This window comes from Bacteroides sp. 11BF (assembly GCF_019633765.1).
GTDB lineage: Bacteria > Bacteroidota > Bacteroidia > Bacteroidales > Bacteroidaceae > Bacteroides > Bacteroides hominis.
Window position 1 is genome coordinate 177997 of sequence record NZ_JAFKPJ010000007.1, and the last position, 16990, is coordinate 194986.

Consider the following 16990-nt stretch of genomic DNA (forward strand, 5'->3'; position numbering starts at 1 on the left):
TGCCTATTTTCTGTAGGTTGTCTGGTCAATTAAAGAAAGTCTGATAGCTATATTTGACTGTCATATTTGCTATAATATTTGATTTCGGTTAGATATTACATTTGTAATATCCTGTTTGGGTAGAAATCTATTGATTGTTTTTCGTAGTTAGTAAATAAATATTGGTTTTATATTCAAAAAAGAAATAAGGAATCTTTTCTAAGCTTTTAAGTATGGATAGAACTTTTACTTGTAAATAGTGATCAAACCTTATGGATGAAGTTAATCTGAGAAATGACATATACATCTCAAACCCATCTTGGGCGAGTAGAAAAACATATAAGCTAAGTTCTCTTAGAACTCAGTTCTTGGATACATTATAGGCACTTCTATAGGGATTCTGGTAGCTGTTAATTGCCGAAGGGGAAAAAGTAGAAATTAGTATTTAAAAATATTATAGTATATTTATTGTATTTTGATACTTTATATCTATATTTACTCCGCAAAATAAGATTGGCAACTCCTTATTTTAGAATATACAACTAAATCTCATTGACAAATGTAAAATTACGCTGCAATAAAGAGGTTAATATTGTATATAATTTACGTTTTTCAAGAATAACCAAGTTCTAAGAGAACTATAATCTTTATTATAACCTAAATTAACACATATTGTTTAACTAAAAAAGAAAAATGAATGAATAACTCGAAAATTATCAATGTGAGATTGATGAAGAAAATGTTCGTGCTTGTTCTGTCTTTTTTATCTGTTACTGCTTTTGCGCAGAATATAACAGTGAAAGGAATTGTAAAAGATGGAACCGGTGAACCGATTATCGGAGGGAGTGTACTTGTTAAAGGTTCATCAAATGGTACAGTGACAGATATTGATGGCAATTACACCTTATCTAATGTTCCTGTAGAAGGAGTCTTGGAATTTTCTTATATCGGTATGAAGAAACAGGATGTAAACGTAAAAGGTAAAACCGTTATTAATGTTGTGCTTCAAGAAGATACCCAGATATTGGACGAGGTTGTAGTGACAGCTTTAGGTTTGAAACGTGAACAGAAAGCTTTGGGATATGCAGTGACCGAGGTCAAAGGAGACGATTTAAAAGCTGCCAATACGATTTCTCCGGTGGCTGCCTTACAAGGAAAAGTGGCCGGTGTCGAGATTCGTCAGTCGGATGGAGGTATGTTCGGAGCTACAAAAATTCAGATTCGTGGCGCCTCTACCTTGAAAGGCAATAACCAGCCTATTTATGTCATTGATGGGGTTATCCTTGATAACTCGACTTCCGGAAATACAACAATGGACTGGGATGCCGGAAACAATAACGCAAATGATTATGGAAATGAATTGAAGAATTTAAATCCGGATGACTTTGAAACAGTTTCGGTACTGAAAGGTGCAGCTGCGACTGCACTTTATGGTTCGCGTGGTCTGAACGGAGCTGTAGTAATTACTACCAAATCGGGTAAAGGATTTAAAGGTTTCGGAGTTTCCGTATCTCAAACATTTGGTATCGATCATGCTTACAGAACACCGGATATCCAGACTGAATATGGAGTAGGGGTAATGCCTGGTTGGAAAGACACGGACAACAATGGCTCTGTATGGGATCCTTTTCAGTTTAAACTTGATGATAAAGGAGACCGGACCTTGATTGGTGCGGGTAGTTACGGGTGGGGACCTAAATATGATGGCCAGCCGATCCGTAATTATGACGGTACTTGGACCAACTATTCACCTCATAAGGACAATATGCTGGACCTGTATCAATTGGGACTGAACTCCAATACGAATGTGGCTATTCGCGGTGGGAATGATAAAACATCATATTACACCTCTCTTTCTTATAAAAAAGCAAGATCTACCAGCGAAAAAAATACATTCGAACGTTATTCGTTTTTGTTGAAAGGTTCGCATAAGATCAGTGACCGGGTGGAGGTTTCGGCAGCTATGAGTTTTACTAATTCGAATCCGAAGAACTCTCCGAGAACGGTGGGAGAACGTTTCGTCAATCCGAACGGCACCATTATGACTCCGATGCTGGATGTGAATTATTTCCGTGATAAATATCTGGGTGAGCATGGTGGACTGGCATCTACAAGCTATGGTGATAAGTATGGTTCTGTTCCTGGACGTGATCTGTTTTTCATGATTGACAAATACGATTATTCTCAGAAAGAGACCGTGGTTCGCCCCCAGATGGAAGTGAACGTACAGATTCTGGATTGGTTGAGATTTAAGGCCGATGCTAATATGAACTACTATTATACTAAATTTGAAGAAAAACAGTTGGGTAGTGGATATGCAAATGAAGGCGGTAAGTACACAATGGGGCAAACTACGAAAGAGCAAGCTACTTTTGGCGGGACATTTACTGTCAATAAGCAGATAAAAGATTTCAGTGTAGGTGGTTTTGCGCGGTACGAATACTATACGAGCCGTTCGGAGGCATACAAAGTATATACAGATGGTGGTATGGTAGTACCGGGACAGTGGTTTGTCGATAACTCAAAGAATCCTAAAAAGTCGGAAGCCAGCATCTCGAATACTAAGCGAATGATGTCTGCTGTTTTTGCCCTGAATCTGGGATGGAAAAATCAAGTTTATTTAGATATAACGGGGCGTAATGACTGGTCTTCTTCTTTGGTATATCAAAGCGGAATGGGTACTTATTCTTATTTCTACCCATCAGTATCCGGCTCATGGCTGCTTAATGAAACATTTGATTTGCCGCGTTGGATCACTTTTGCCAAAGTACGTGGGTCGTGGGCACAGGTCGGTAACGATACTGATCCCTATTATGTGAATTCGGTATATGGTTTTGGAACCAAAGAAATGTATGATGGCAATATCTATGTGAACACTCTGGATAAAACAATGAAGAGTCTGAAGTTGAAGCCGGAACGTAAGAATGCTTGGGAGATTGGTTTGGACTTGCGTTTGTTTGATAGCCGTTTGAATTTTGACGTTACCTATTATAAGGAAAATACGAGGGATCAGATTATGTCGATTGAAGTTCCTGCTATTTCGGGTGTCAACACTCAGTTGATAAATGCAGGTAATATCCAGAATAAAGGTATTGAGATTGCTGTAAACGCCACCCCATATAAAAACAAGGACTGGCAGTGGGATGTCGCAATGACTTATACAAAGAATAAAAATACTATTATCTCATTACATGAAAACGTAGCCGATTACATTGCGCTGAGCGGTTATGCTAATGATTACGATTACCATATCGGTTCGGTTGCCAGAGTAGGTGGTGACTACGGATTGTTGATGTCTGACATTCTCCCTGCCAAAAATGACAAAGGAGAAACACTGTTGGAATGGGACGACAGTTGGAGAGGGGCTTATGAAGCACGTAGCGGAAAAGTACAGGAAGTGGGTAAAATGACTCCTGACTTTTTAGGGTCCTTATCTACTACGCTGTCCTGGAAAAACCTTAGTTTGCATATTGCTACTGATATGCGTTTTGGCGGGTTGGTAGCTTCTTATTCTAACTTGTATGGCACACAGGCCGGATGGATCAAGAGTTCTTTGAAATGGCGTGACCCTGAACATGGTGGCTTGTCTTGGACCAGTCAGTATGGCGATAGCAAAGGTATCTCTTATGGTGATGGTGTTATCCCTGACGGAGTATTTAAGAACGGTACGTTCGCAACACTTGTAGACGGAACTAAAATGGATGTAAGTGGTATGTCCTATAAACAGCTGGTGGCAGAAGGAAAACTGGAACCCACACATGCCGGAACTTATCATGTGAATCGTGCGGCTTGGGGACAGAATACAATATTCGACACTTGGGTACATGAGTTGAATTACATTGCGTTGCGTGAGATCACATTGTCGTATCGCTTTCCGAAATCGGTAGCAAGTAAGTTTGGTGCTCAGGGATTGGGGTTGAGTTTCTCTGCACGCAATCTGGGATATCTGTATAATTCATTACCTAACCATCTGAATCCTGAGAGTGTCCGTGGTAATACGGCTTCTGAGTTCCGTATCCGTGGTTATGAACCTTATACGGCTAACTATATGATGACTGTTAATTTAGATTTCTAAACCTTTAATGTGATATTTAGTATGAAACAAATAATGAAAAAATATCTATATCTTGCAGCTATGACTGTTGTAGGTACAGGGTTCCTGATGTCGTCTTGTAAAGACGAGTTTGCCGGGCAGAATACCGATCCCTCTACAGTTTCTAAACCTAACGTACGTTATTTATTTACTCAATGTGCCATGAGTTTTCAACCGGCCGATTATCTTCAGTGGTTTGCCGGCTTCGATGCAATGTCTACCTGGGTGCAGGCAACTGCAGCGGGAGGTGGAAATTCCAGCAAGTTGAATGTGGTAACTCAAACCGGCTGTGGCTATCAGGTCAACGAAGTGCTTCGTTATACCAATGAAATAAAGTATCAGATCAGTCTGATGCCGGATGACGAGAAGGAAAAGTATGAATATATTGCTTATCTATGTAACCCGATGTTGGTATATCTGGGACTTGAAGACTCGGACATGTATGGTTCCCGTCAGTACTCAGAAGCAGAAATGGCTCGCTACGGTGGGACTCTGACTCCGAAATACGATACGCAGGAAGAATTGTTTGATCTTTGGTTGAAACAGCTTGACGAAACGATTAACTATCTGAAAGAAAAAAATCCGCAGGACGTGCTTGGTGCTCAGGATTTTATTTATAAAGGAAAGCTTGACAAATGGGCCAAACTGGCTAATTCATTGAAGCTTAGAATTGCTGCTCGTCTGATTAATAAAGACAAGGCCCGTGCAATTGCCATTGTGAATGAAGCTGTCCAGAATCCGGCCGGTCTTATTTTATCCCTTGATGATGATTTTGTTTTCAATAAAGGTAAGAGAGATAATAACTGGAACAATGATATTTCTGTTGGTGCAGGAACCAAGCAGTTGATCGATTTTATGGTGAGCAATCGCGACCCACGTCTGTTCTATTTCTTCCAGAAGAATGATTATAACTCTAATGTAGTTCAAGGTTTCTTTGATCAGAAAAGAGCTTTACCATTTTATGTAGAGGCCAATGTGAATTATACGGTCGATGCTGACGGAAAGAAACATTTTGAGAGCTGGAAGGCTCCCGGAGAGCCTTGGGTACGCTATTATGGAGTTCCTTGTCAGGTGGATATCAATAAAAAGGATGAATATAAAGATTATTTCGATCCCAACAACGAGTTGTTCTATTTGCTGAGCAAAGACGATGCGAAAAAGACCTATACTCCGATTGCTTACCGGAATACAGAAAATATTAAAGGTTTGCTTATTTACACGTTCCCCGATGTGCCCGATGTAGCTCCTGTACAGGATAAGGAAGAGTACGGATGGTATGGTTTGTATTTCTCTGCGGGTGAAACAAACCTTTTGTTGGCGGAGTTCAAATTGTTAGGAGCCAATCTGCCGATGACCGCACAACAGTATTTGAACGCAGGCGTGGAAATGTCTGTCCGCGGTTATGATTTTGTTGCCGGTAAGAATCATATTCCTTACTATGATAAAACCTATGCGAACGATGTACATGATAAAACAATCAGTCTGAAGGAAGGTATGATTGATGAAATGCTGTCACATGATGCTTACCACTTGACCGGTGATCTGAATAAAGATCTTGAGAAGGTTTATATTCAGCAATATATTCACTATCTGATGCTTCCGATGGATATGTTTGTTACTGCTCGCCGTTCGGGAGTACCGATGAAGAATAGTACCTTGTTACCATATCAGGATTTCGATCCGTTATTGGGCGACCAGTACGTAATTCCACGACGCTTCCCGGTAAGCAAACCTCTTGATTCTGATTTGCTCCGTGACATTACGATTGCAGCTTATCAAGCACAGGGATATACGTATGAGGGCGAAATGAGTAATTCGCCTGTAACGTTGAGCAAAGAACGTGTTTGGTATGATAAAGAGGCACCGGCTTTTGGTACGGGACCTCAACAGTAATTTCCTGTTTCACATAAATCTGAGGCTGCTTCTATTCACAGAGGCAGCCTTCTTTATTATTCTTATATTATTTTATTTTAAGGAGTTTTTTCTCCGTATACATGATCTGAGACTTTTGAGCTATTATTGAACAATGTTCCTGTGATCAAATTAATCGTCTTTTAATTTTAAAGTTGTTATTTTTTCTTTTTCTTATTTTGAGGGCTTTTCGTATCTTTTCCTTGCTCTTTTTTCTTATCGGCAGAAGGGAATTTCGGAACCAGATTCATCAGACGCAGAATTTGTCCCTGACGTCGTTTGATATAAGGTGAAGGGCGTGCCGAATCAAATCGTATTGGGTTGGGTAAAGTAGCTGCAATTAGGGCACATTGTCCCCTGGTGAGTTTGGCTGCTGTAGTTTTGAACTTATATTTAGCTGTTGCCTGTGCGCCATAAATGCCTTTACCCATTTCGATGGAGTTTAGGTAGACTTCCATAATCCGTTCTTTCGACCAGCATCTTTCGATCAGAAACGTAAAATATACTTCGAATCCTTTTCTTATCCATGAAGATTGAGGCCAAAGAAAAACGTTTTTTGCAGTTTGCTGGCTGATGGTACTGGCGCCCCGTTTCTTTTTCCGGGTTTCGTTTTCTTTCATCGCTTTCTTGATTTCTATCATATCGAATCCGTTGTGTGAAGCGAAGCGATTGTCTTCGGAAGCAATCACAGCCATTGGCAGGCTGGGAGAGATTTTATTAAATGGTACCCATGTATGTTTGCATATCACTTTTTCTCCGGAAGTGAGTTGCTGAACAGAACGGATAATCATTAACGGAGTGACATATACCGGTACGAATCGATAGAAAATGACTGCACCGATCGAGGAGATAAAGAAGAAGAGGATCAGGTTGCGCAGGATGCGAAAGGGTTTCCGGAGTTTCATTGTGTGTGATATTGTTGGTTCGGTATACGAATGTGCCAATGTACCGATTTTATATATCCTCCATCATTCAGGATTAATCAGTATATTGGCACATGGCATAAAACACCTATGGGTGCGTTATGAAATTATTATTTACCAGCCTCAGCGTTTTTAATCATTTGCTCACTGGCGTACATGAATATTTCTACACGACGGTTTTGTTCAGGTGTTTCAGCTTCGTTGTACTGCGAATAGCCTACACCTTCTACCTTTTTGAATTGATAAGGTTTAACACCACAAGACTGAAGGTAATTTTCTACTGCATATGCACGGTTGGAAGATACTTTTTGATTCGCTTCATAAGTACCTACTTTGTCTGTATGACCGATAATGGCTACGTCGACTGTTGGATCTTCTTTCAGAATATTGGCAAATTCAGCTAAAGATTGTTTGGATGCTGCGCTCAGTGCGGAAGAATTGAATGCAAAAAGTATTCCTGACGGGAAAGTTACTTTTACAGCAGCCAGTCCGTTGTTATCAGTAACCTGTTCCACTTGCGCATCTTTAATTTTTGCAGCTTCGGCAGCTTTTTTGTCCATTTTACGACCAATCAACACACCTGCTCCGGCACCTACGGCAGTACCTACTGCCGCACCTATGGCTGCACCTTTTCCTTTACCGGCAATACCACCGATGATAGCTCCCAAAGCAGCTCCCGAACCACCTCCGATGACACCGCCTTTAGCTGTATTGTTCATGCTTCCACAACTTCCGAAAACGAGGGCCATGCTCAGAAACAAAGCCATAAATTTAATCTTCTTCATAATTAAGCTCTTTTTATATAGTTAATAATTAAATGGATACCTCCATTTTATAAAAACATGGCAAATATACAGATTATTTGGTTAGCCTGTCATTTGCCTTGTAAAAAAAACAAGAAGGTATATACTTTTGTTGCCTGAGTTGAACAATTTCTTTTCAGACTACGGGGCGTGACAGTACTTTTCGTTTAATCAGAGCAAACCACCCTGCCAATATCAGTCCTTTAGCAACTGTAGTGACGCACACGGCCCACCAAATGCCTTCTACACCCATGCCCATACGGACAAACAGAATAGCGAGTGGAATACGCATATAGTTACATGTAATACTGATGATGGCAGGCGGAATTGTTCGTCCGATGCCATAGAATACTCCTTGTGTCGTGATTTCAAGCATCATGAAGAGCTGTGAATAGCCATCGATACGGAGAAAGATACCACCGGCCTCATAGGCAGCCTGCTCGGGGACAAAAAGGGCAAATACTTCGTTCCCGAAAAAGACGAATAGTAAGGTACAAAGGGTACCGAAAACCGAAGTCATCAACAAAGTCGTATGCCATGACTTTATTACGCGGTCCGTTCGTCCGGCTGCATAATTTTGGGCGATAAAAGCACTCAGGGCTGTAGAGAATCCCTGCGATGTATTCCAGGTAATGGCTTCTATTTGTCCTCCGGTCGTAAAAGTCATCAGTCCGATGTGTCCTCCTTGTTCGGATGCAGTACGGCAAAGGAACATATTGACGAAAGCAAACAGAGTATTGAGAGTAGCTACCGGTAGCCCCAGTTTCAGGATGCGATGGGTGTATTTCTTTTTTAGCCGCGTGAAAAACGGGAACCGTTCCAACAAAGCATCTCTGCAACGTAATTGGTAGATGAAAATGCCGAATACTGCTGCCTGTGAAATCCAGGTAGCATAGGCCGCTCCGTTGGTACCCAATCCGAAACCGAAAATGAAAAGTGGGTCGAGGATAATATTAAGTAATAATCCGGTGCCACTGATATAGAATGGGATTTTGCTTCTTCCAGCCGCATTATAAATACCGGTGAAGGCCGCCGAAAGAAATATGAAAGGCAGTCCGGTAGAAATGATGCGCAGATAAGCAATTGCATTTTCGGTGATGTGTGCTTCCAGCTCGTAAATGCCGATGATGGGACGGGCGAATAGAAAGAGCAGTCCGCCCCAGCAGAGTGAAATAACAAGTGCAATGGTAATGTTGTGCGAAGCAAAACAACGGGCATCTTCGTAATTTTGTGCACCTATGGATTGTCCGACACTAACCTCAGAACCTACTTTATTCAATAGAGAAATGGAACCGGACATCCATGTAAGAATGCCTACTGAGCCTACGGCAGCGACGGCTTCACTTCCGAGGCGTCCTACCCAGGCCATATCTGTCAGGCTATATGCCATCTGGATAAAGGAGGTTGCCATAATGGGCATGGCCAGGTTGAACAGTTGTCTGTTGATAGGACCTTGAGTCAGATTCTTGATTCCTTGCATAATGGTATTTTAGTGAAAAATGAATGGCAAAGATACGATTTTCTTCCGTCTGCAATCCTTATCTTTGCGGAGAAAATTTTATAGCAAATCGGGCAAATATGAAAACAACTTTAAAAACGGCCGGATGGTATCACGTGATGGCGGCGGTGACGGTAATGATATGGGGAACTACGTTTGTTTCTACCAAGGTCCTGATAAAATATGGTCTGTCGCCTGTCGATATTCTGTTCTACCGTTTTTTATTGGCATATATCTGTATCTGGTTTTTCTCTCCCCGTGTGTTACGGGCCAAAAGTTGGCAGGACGAACTGCGGTTTGTGGGGCTTGGATTGTGTGGAGGCTCACTCTATTTTGTTGCCGAAAACACTGCGTTGGGGATGACGCTTGCTTCAAATGTATCACTCATTATCTGTACAACTCCTGTCTTAACAGCGCTGCTGGCTCCTTTCTTTTATAAAGGTGACAAATTGAAGGCCCGTTTGGTAGGTGGCTCTTTGATAGCACTCATTGGAGTGGGACTGGTTGTGTTCAATGGCAGTTTCATTCTGCAGCTTAGTCCGGTTGGCGATATTCTGACTCTGGCGGCAGCATTGATGTGGGCTTTCTATTGTTTACTTCTCAGGCGGATGAATACTCATTATCCAACGTTGTTCATAACACGGAAGGTTTTCTTTTATGGTCTGCTGACCCTTTTACCTCTCTTTTTTGTCTCTCCTTTGCAGATGGATACACATATTCTTTTCCAACCGGTCGTTGTTTTAAACCTGCTTTTTCTGGGAGTGATTGCTTCGATGCTGTGCTATATTATGTGGAATACGGCAGTGAAACAATTGGGAGTGGTTTGCACTACCAGTTATATTTACGTTGTTCCGCTTATTACCTTACTGACTTCTGCTATCGTGATTGACGAGACAATCACGATAGTTGCTCTATTGGGATCGGCATTGATTTTGAGTGGAGTCTATATTGCCGAACGAGGAGTAGGCAAGAAAAAGTAGATCTGTATGGTCTTCAGTTTTCGGTCTCTTCTATTTTTGAAGAAATTTTCTCGATGGCTTCACTTAACTCTTTTTCGGGAGGAATTACATTGAAATCCTCCCAAAAATCTTTGTCGTATACAAATGGAGTTTCTGCAAAAATGGTATGTGTAGCCAGTCGGTCACTGTAAGCGAAACGGCTGACATTGCCCGTTTCTATCTTACAAGTGACCATTTCAAACCAAGTATGCAGGTTTGTATTGCTGAGCCATTTGTTCCTTTGTTTTATCTTGAAGTGTAAGTCTCCACGGACATGGTGGATGTAATACGTTTGATTCCAGGGCTTATAAGATACCGTATAGACTACCTTTTGTGGAATGATCCGGATATTGCGGCTTCTTTTTTCTACCAGCATGTTGGCGGCTTTGTGTATATACCGGGGAATCAATTCGAATCGTGCGCGTAGCAGGGCACCATCTTCAGTATCGATATAGAGTTCTCCACAATAGTATGGGGTCTTGATGCCCGGATGTTGTTTGAAGTAGATCACGTTGGCAAGCCGGTTATCGATTACGGCAAGATCGCTGGAAGTATAAACGTATACACACTCTTTGGAGTCCGGAAGTAGGAAATCGGGCAGACTCTTGATTAGATCCAATTCGATACTGGCGTGGATACCCGATTTCATTTTAGCAATTAAAGTGTCTTTTACGGCTTGGTTGGTGATGCGTCGCATTTTCAGTAACTTCACCTGATCAGCCTTCTCCGGATCGTCCGAAGGAGCTTTGTATATCTTGAAAATTCCCTCTGTCAGACTGACAAACCGATTCTTTTGTTCGATTCCTTCTCTGTAAAAAGAAGTTAGGTAGACAGGATTTTGTGAGTAATTCTTTTTTCGCAATTTGAGCATTTCTCTCAACAGGCGTACCGGGTTGACAATACGTACAATAACCTCCTGCAAAGGAATTACTTTGGGTTCTAATGCAAAAGTACCGCTTCGTCCGGCAAGGAGGGAAGCGTCCGTCGTTTGTGGCACATAGCCCAGATGCGAAAAGTGAATCCGGCTGCTCTGGAGAGAGTCGGGCAGATTAAGTCTGAAACTTCCATTTTGATTGCTAACGCTGCCAATAGAGGTTCCCTGCACACTTACGGTAGCATAGGGAATCGGTTCTCTGGAGAGTTGGTCTATCAATATTCCCTCAAGGGTGAAAAAGGATGTGCTGTCTTTGTGAGAGTTTGCTTTCCATTCAGTTGTTACCATGCTTTCCGGTTGGTTGATAATAATGTGCTTATCCACAGAGCGGAGTTGAAGACTGTCGCTGCCGATGATGTCATAAATGGCCTGACGTACGGTTCGTTTTCCGCCTTTTAATTTTATCTTACGTTCATTGTCAATCAGTTTGCTGTCATAGATAAACAGATATCCTGTCTCTTCTGTTATTTTGGCCAAAGATTGATAGACTGTTGCTTCAGTTCTTGGAAGCCGGATGATGCGGTCGAAGATACCGGAGCCGTCTGCTTTCACCCGAACTGCCATAAACAATAGCAGACAAGTGAATAAATATTGCAGGGAGAGACTTTTCAAAGTTTTCATTTCTTTTTCTTCTTTAAGTTCCGGAGCTACTTAGTAAGAGTGATTACATTATGCTTACGTGTACACTTCAGGTTCAGTGCCATGCTAATTAATTCGGCCATTTTTTCAGGGGAGTCATCCGAAAAAGAAACTGTTAGCAAATGTTCGTCCAATTCCGGGGAACTCTCTAAATGGATCTCTGACTGGCGTAGATTAATGGCATGCAGGATATTGTCCAGCCGTTCGTCTTTAAAGCACATCTTTTGCATATAACGGGCAAACTGTTTGGAATCTTTGGTTGCAGTCAGGTGCCATTTATTCTGTAGTAAAGTGGCAGTTTCTCCTGCTTTGACGTGTATTTCTTGTCCGTTCTGTTTTTGAGTGACTTTTACTTCGCCTCGCTGGACGGATAACTCAAATGGAGAATTACCACTGTTTTTTACATGGAAGGCTGTACCTATCACCTCAATCTGTACTTTTCCGGTTTCAATGAAGAAAGGACGTGCACGATTGCCCGCTACATCAAAAAGGGCATTCCCTTTTAGGCTTACCTCTCTTCTTTTTCCAGAAAAGTGTTTAGGATATTGCAATGAGGTTTGTCCGGAAAGATAGACTACAGAACCATCTTCAAGAGTGGTGACCAGTATGCTCTCTTCTTTATTGGCCTTGACCAGTAACTCACCGGTAGATGATTGGCTGTCGGTTCGTAATGTTATGGGGAGATAGATACATAGGAATATGATTGCTGCAATCGATATTGTGCTGATCCATACAACCGGACGTATGGCAGAGCTGTGCCCCTCGGCAGGTAGCAGCCCATCTGTCTCCAGGCGATTATATAACTTGTTCCACGCCCGGTCTGTTTTGATCTTGTTTTTTTCTATTCGATTCATGATGTCTGAATATAGTTCTCAATTTCTTTTCGTAATGTTTGGAGTGCCCGGGTCATTTCTTTCTCCACAGTCTTCACCGATAGTGAGAGGAGGGAAGCTATCTCAGAGTACTTTTTTCCTTCTGTATGGTGCAGGCGAAAGATCTGGAAACGGCGCTCCGGTAATTTTTTAAGGGTTTTGTCTATCAGTTGTTGCAGTTCTTTGTATTCAATCTGTTCCTGTGGATCGGCTGAAGCCACATTTTCCGGAATAGATAGAACCGCATCCTGATAGCGTTTTCTTACGTCTTGGTGTTCGCAGTACTGGATGGAACGGTTGCGTACAGACCGATAGAGATAACTCTTGATAGAATGAAAGATTTCAAGTTTCTCACGGTCTTTCCAGAGTACATAGAACAATTCTTCAACAATTTCTTCTGCTACGTCTGTTTCTCCCGTTATGCTGGCGGCGTACAGGCAAAGCGGAGTATAATATTGGCGGAATAATGTTTCAAACGCCTTTATATTTCCTTCTTTTATTTGAGTGAGTACGAATACGTCGTTCAGCATATCGGGGTGTGTTGGGAGTTAGAATTCGTCAAAGATACTAAAAAAGTGGTTACTGTTTCTGTTGCTTTTTCAGTTTGTTTACCGCATGTTCCAATGATTCGGTGGGTTCTATGATGTTATAAGTTCCCCAGAAGTTGTCATTGGTAAAGTTATCCACTTTGTCGGAAAATACATGGTTTTGTTTGAAAGCGACTTTATAGGGAATGGCTGTTATGTTGTTTTCTTCCCTGTCTGTCACTACCATTTCCGATAAGATCGTGTAATTGGTAGAAAAGAGTTTGCGTTTCCAGTCACATTTGAAACGAATGTTGTTCCGGATATAACTCAGATAAGTAACGTCTCCCTGATTCTTGTACGATACCAGGTAGGATACTTCTACCGGCTTGAAATGCAGTCCGAAAGGTTTTTTCCTCAGAATAGCTTGAGTCGCCTTGTTTTTGTCATCCATGCTGAGATTGAACTCTGCCCGCGTGAACGAAAGGCGTTCCTTGTCAATATAGAGTGTACCATAGCACAGAGGATAAGACAACTTTACTTTAGGGCGGAAACTGATGACATACTGTGACCGGTCACCGATGCTGGTCGGGTCTTCCATACGAAATTCGTAAAACAATAAATCTTCTTTAGCCAACAGGCAATCAGGGTTCTTTACTACATCAATATAAATGGCCATATTGGGACCTCCAAGTAATTTTACAGCCAGTGTATCGCTTTGCTTTTGGCTTAGCAGTCTGCGTCCTTTGGAAATCTGAACCCGGTCTCGTTCGGCTGTTTCATTGTAAGGTGTTTTATAAATGTCTATTACGGCTTCCGATATATTGATATACCGTCGTCCTTTTTGGGCAATTTCCCTGTAGAATCCCTTGAGCATATTGCTTTTCGGACTGTAGTTGGTTGGAATCTTGCGAAGTGCTTCTTCCACAATGCTTCGTGGATCTCTGGCCCGTACCAGAATCTCGCTGAGTAAGTTGGCATAAGGAGAGAGCCAAATGGTCTGTTCCGTGAGGCTTTCTCCTTTCAGGGGGATTCGGGCATTGAGATAACCGATATGCGAAACTTCTATGTCTTTAGCTTGAATCGATTCGGGAATTTTTAAAGAGAATTCTCCGTCAGTATTGGTGATGGTACCGATATTACTTTCCGATATCGAGACATTGACATGCTCCAGCTTCTTTTTATTCGATTTATCCTTGATTACACCACTGACTATCGTATACTTTTCCACATTGTCCTGTGCTGCCAGTGGAATAACACCTGACAGAATCAAAACTGCCAGTACACATCCGATTGATTTTATCCATTGCGTTTTCATCTTTTTCAGAGTTTAAAGGGTGAATAATAGTTTGCTTTCTATATATAAGATCGTTCAAACAGAGAATACCCTACGAGTTTCTGGAGAAAAATGAAAAAAATTTCAATGAAGAGTGTTTTTCAGGGGTAATCTAATCGTTTTACCTCAAAATCTCGTTCAAATCTTTGGTGAGGCATCCCCATTTGAATTCATGGTTAGGTGTCAGATAAGGGTACTTGGCATAAGAATTGCGGGTGACAACTTTAAATCTTACTATTTGCTCTCCTCTGATCCAACCATAAAAGCCAACTTCTTTTCTGTTGAAGTCTACCCACCCTACAACGACGTAATCTTTTGTTTCGGGGTGCTGTTCCTGTGGATAACCATAGGTCCAGTTGTCGGATGGAGGATTGGCGGTTGTTTTCTTTGCCACTTTGATATCTATTTTGGCACCGTTTACTTTTACGTCAAATTCATCGGTATGATGGGATTGGAAGTCTGTATGATCCAATTCGAATGGAATTCCCAGATTACTTAAATGTTGTTGGAATGCTAACTCTCCGATGCAGCCTAACAGAGCTTTATCCAATCTTTCTTTATCGGATAACCTAAAACGTGAATAAAGTCCGTTTTCTATCATTTTTTCAGCTTTGGCTTTTGCCAATGTAACCGTTTGATCAAAATTTAAATTTTGTACAATCATAGTAATAAGGTGTTTTGTATTTTATATCCGGTTATTGAATGAAAGCAAAGATAGTTTTTTTATATCGTAATAGTGGTATGAAAGCTAAGTATTCACTACATTTGCGCAGATTATGATTGCCGATAGATTATGAAAAGAGGAAAACTATTGATACTTCCCTTATTGGGAACCCTTATACTGACAAGTCTTTTTTCCTGTGGTGTAGACCGCTGGCCGGAATATTATCCGGAGACGGGACGTGACATTTGGATAGATAGTGTGATGCGTCAGGAGTATTTATGGTATAAAGACATGCCTTCACCTGCCGCTCCGGATTATTTCCAGGAGCCGGCAGAATTTCTAAAAAAGGCTGTTGCTTCCATGGATAAGGGCTTCAGTAATATCGACTCTCTGCTTGACGAGCCTATCCCAAGCTATGGCTTCGACTATAGCTTATATAAAGTGCTTGATAACGATACGGCTTATAATGCTCTGATTTCTTATGTTGTTCCAGGGTCACCGGCCGAAGAGGCCGGATTGAAGCGTGGGCATTGGATTATGATGCTGGATGGAGATTATATCACCAAAAAGGTAGAGCCGGAATTGCAACAAGGAGGTGTCCGGACACTTCAAATAGGTGTATATAAAGAGGTAGTTGGGGAAGATGGTAAAACAACAGGTAGTGTCGTACCAATAGGGGACACAACGATATCTGCTTCACGTTCTTTGACCGATAAGCCTGTCCATTATTTCGATGTTATCCCTTGGGATGGAAAAACGGTTGGGTACCTGATGTACAATGAGTTTAAAGCGGGATCAACAGCGGATAGTCAGACCTATAATGACGATTTACGGAAAGTTTTCCGGAAATTCCAGACAGATGGTGTAAATGAGTTTGTGTTAGATCTCCGATATAACACCGGTGGCAGTTTAGATTGTGTACAGCTGCTCTGCACTATGCTTGCACCGACTGATAAAATGAATCAATTGCTTGCTTTATTGAGGTATAATGATAAACGTGTAGAATCGAATCAGGATCTGACGTTCAATCCGGAACTTATCCAGTCGGGTGCAAATCTCAACTTATCTACTGTTTATGTATTGACTACCAATGCTACGAGAGGAGCTGCGGAGATGGTTATCAATTGCCTTAACCCTTATATGAAGGTGATATTGATAGGAACTCAAACTGCGGGAGAATATGTTGCTACAGAGCCTTTTGTTCATCCTACGGATCGGTTCATCCTGAATTTAGCTGTATGTAATGTATTCAACGTACAAGAAAAATCGGATTATGTCAACGGTTTCAAACCTGCATATGAATATAACGAGGATTCTTATTTAAGCACTTATCTGCCTTTTGGTAATACGAATGAGACATTGCTGAGTGTAGCATTGAAAACAATGAGTGGTGTATCGGAAAACGGAGGAGGAGAGGGAACAACACGTATGGTTGTAACGAAGAGACTTATGAAATTCCATCCTCGCCGCGGATTGACTTTGGGAATATCGGAAAAGTAATCTGTCATTTTGTATTTTAGAAATGCGGAGAGACGTTTCTTTACGGACTGACGATGACAAATAGAATAAAAACGCGTGGATTTTGCGATAGCATAATTCATGCGTTTTGCATTTGGGAAATATTGTGCCCACGATGAAGGGCAATTGACGAATATTGTAATTAAATTGAATGCTGAAATAGCGGAATGGTTCCAAAATGCTATTCTCCAGATGTTCATCTATAGTTGAATTCTGGAAGAAAATTGCCTTTTTGGGGTTCGGTTTATCATTTTTCTCACGACTTGATCTTGTTTTGCTTTCTGAAATTAATATCCTG

Annotated in this window: 12 protein-coding genes; 4 read left to right on the plus strand and 8 right to left on the minus strand. The window is 41.4% G+C overall.

The genetic code is table 11. The annotated features are described in order from the left end of the window. Positions 1-676: 676 nt before the first annotated feature. Together JZY04_RS09530 and JZY04_RS09535 are read left to right on the plus strand one after the other, a co-directional pair. Positions 677-4054: a SusC/RagA family TonB-linked outer membrane protein gene (locus JZY04_RS09530; RefSeq protein WP_022012210.1), complete on the plus strand. Its 3378-nt coding sequence runs from the start codon at positions 677-679 to the stop codon at positions 4052-4054. 21 nt (positions 4055-4075) lie between these two features. Continuing rightward, positions 4076-5965, plus strand: coding sequence for a SusD/RagB family nutrient-binding outer membrane lipoprotein (locus JZY04_RS09535; RefSeq protein ID WP_181996294.1), 1890 nt, complete (start codon positions 4076-4078; stop codon positions 5963-5965). A 176-nt stretch (positions 5966-6141) separates the two neighbouring features. On the opposite strand, the gene mtgA is transcribed toward JZY04_RS09535, so the two are convergent. From mtgA to JZY04_RS09550, 3 genes are all read right to left on the minus strand, one after another. After that, positions 6142-6888 carry a monofunctional biosynthetic peptidoglycan transglycosylase gene (gene mtgA / locus JZY04_RS09540; RefSeq protein ID WP_005776707.1) on the minus strand — a complete coding sequence of 249 codons (747 nt, stop codon included), beginning with the start codon at positions 6886-6888 and terminating at the stop codon, positions 6142-6144. Positions 6889-7016: 128 nt separating this feature from the next. Beyond that, positions 7017-7691 carry an OmpA family protein gene (locus tag JZY04_RS09545; RefSeq protein ID WP_005776708.1) on the minus strand — a complete coding sequence of 225 codons (675 nt, stop codon included), beginning with the start codon at positions 7689-7691 and terminating at the stop codon, positions 7017-7019. Positions 7692-7845: 154 nt separating this feature from the next. Further along, positions 7846-9189, minus strand: a complete 1344-nt coding sequence (locus JZY04_RS09550; RefSeq protein WP_005776709.1) for an MATE family efflux transporter — start codon at positions 9187-9189, stop codon at positions 7846-7848. 98 nt (positions 9190-9287) lie between these two features. On the opposite strand from JZY04_RS09550, the gene JZY04_RS09555 reads away from it, so the two are divergent. Continuing rightward, on the plus strand, positions 9288-10187 hold the full coding sequence (locus JZY04_RS09555) for a DMT family transporter (RefSeq protein WP_005776710.1): 900 nt from the start codon (positions 9288-9290) through the stop codon (positions 10185-10187). Between the two features lie 13 nt (positions 10188-10200). On the opposite strand, the gene JZY04_RS09560 is transcribed toward JZY04_RS09555, so the two are convergent. The 5 genes from JZY04_RS09560 to JZY04_RS09580 all read right to left on the minus strand — a co-directional run bounded on the left by JZY04_RS09560 (position 10201) and on the right by JZY04_RS09580 (position 15174). Continuing rightward, positions 10201-11760 carry a carboxypeptidase-like regulatory domain-containing protein gene (locus JZY04_RS09560; RefSeq protein WP_122141963.1) on the minus strand — a complete coding sequence of 520 codons (1560 nt, stop codon included), beginning with the start codon at positions 11758-11760 and terminating at the stop codon, positions 10201-10203. Positions 11761-11786: 26 nt separating this feature from the next. After that, a complete protein-coding gene (locus JZY04_RS09565; RefSeq protein WP_122141964.1) occupies positions 11787-12632 on the minus strand; it encodes a FecR family protein in 846 nt (281 codons plus the stop codon). Continuing rightward, positions 12629-13180: an RNA polymerase sigma-70 factor gene (locus tag JZY04_RS09570; protein WP_005808756.1), complete on the minus strand. Its 552-nt coding sequence runs from the start codon at positions 13178-13180 to the stop codon at positions 12629-12631. The genes JZY04_RS09565 and JZY04_RS09570 overlap by 4 nt, the downstream gene beginning before the upstream one ends. A 49-nt stretch (positions 13181-13229) precedes the next feature. Further along, entirely contained in the window at positions 13230-14492 is a 1263-nt protein-coding gene (locus JZY04_RS09575; protein ID WP_122141965.1) for a carboxypeptidase-like regulatory domain-containing protein, read from the minus strand. Positions 14493-14631: 139 nt separating this feature from the next. Continuing rightward, positions 14632-15174, minus strand: coding sequence for a hypothetical protein (locus tag JZY04_RS09580; protein ID WP_122141966.1), 543 nt, complete (start codon positions 15172-15174; stop codon positions 14632-14634). A gap of 129 nt (positions 15175-15303) precedes the next feature. Between JZY04_RS09580 and JZY04_RS09585 the strand changes: the two genes are divergently transcribed. Beyond that, positions 15304-16674 carry a S41 family peptidase gene (locus JZY04_RS09585; protein ID WP_122141967.1) on the plus strand — a complete coding sequence of 457 codons (1371 nt, stop codon included), beginning with the start codon at positions 15304-15306 and terminating at the stop codon, positions 16672-16674. Positions 16675-16990: the final 316 nt, after the last annotated feature.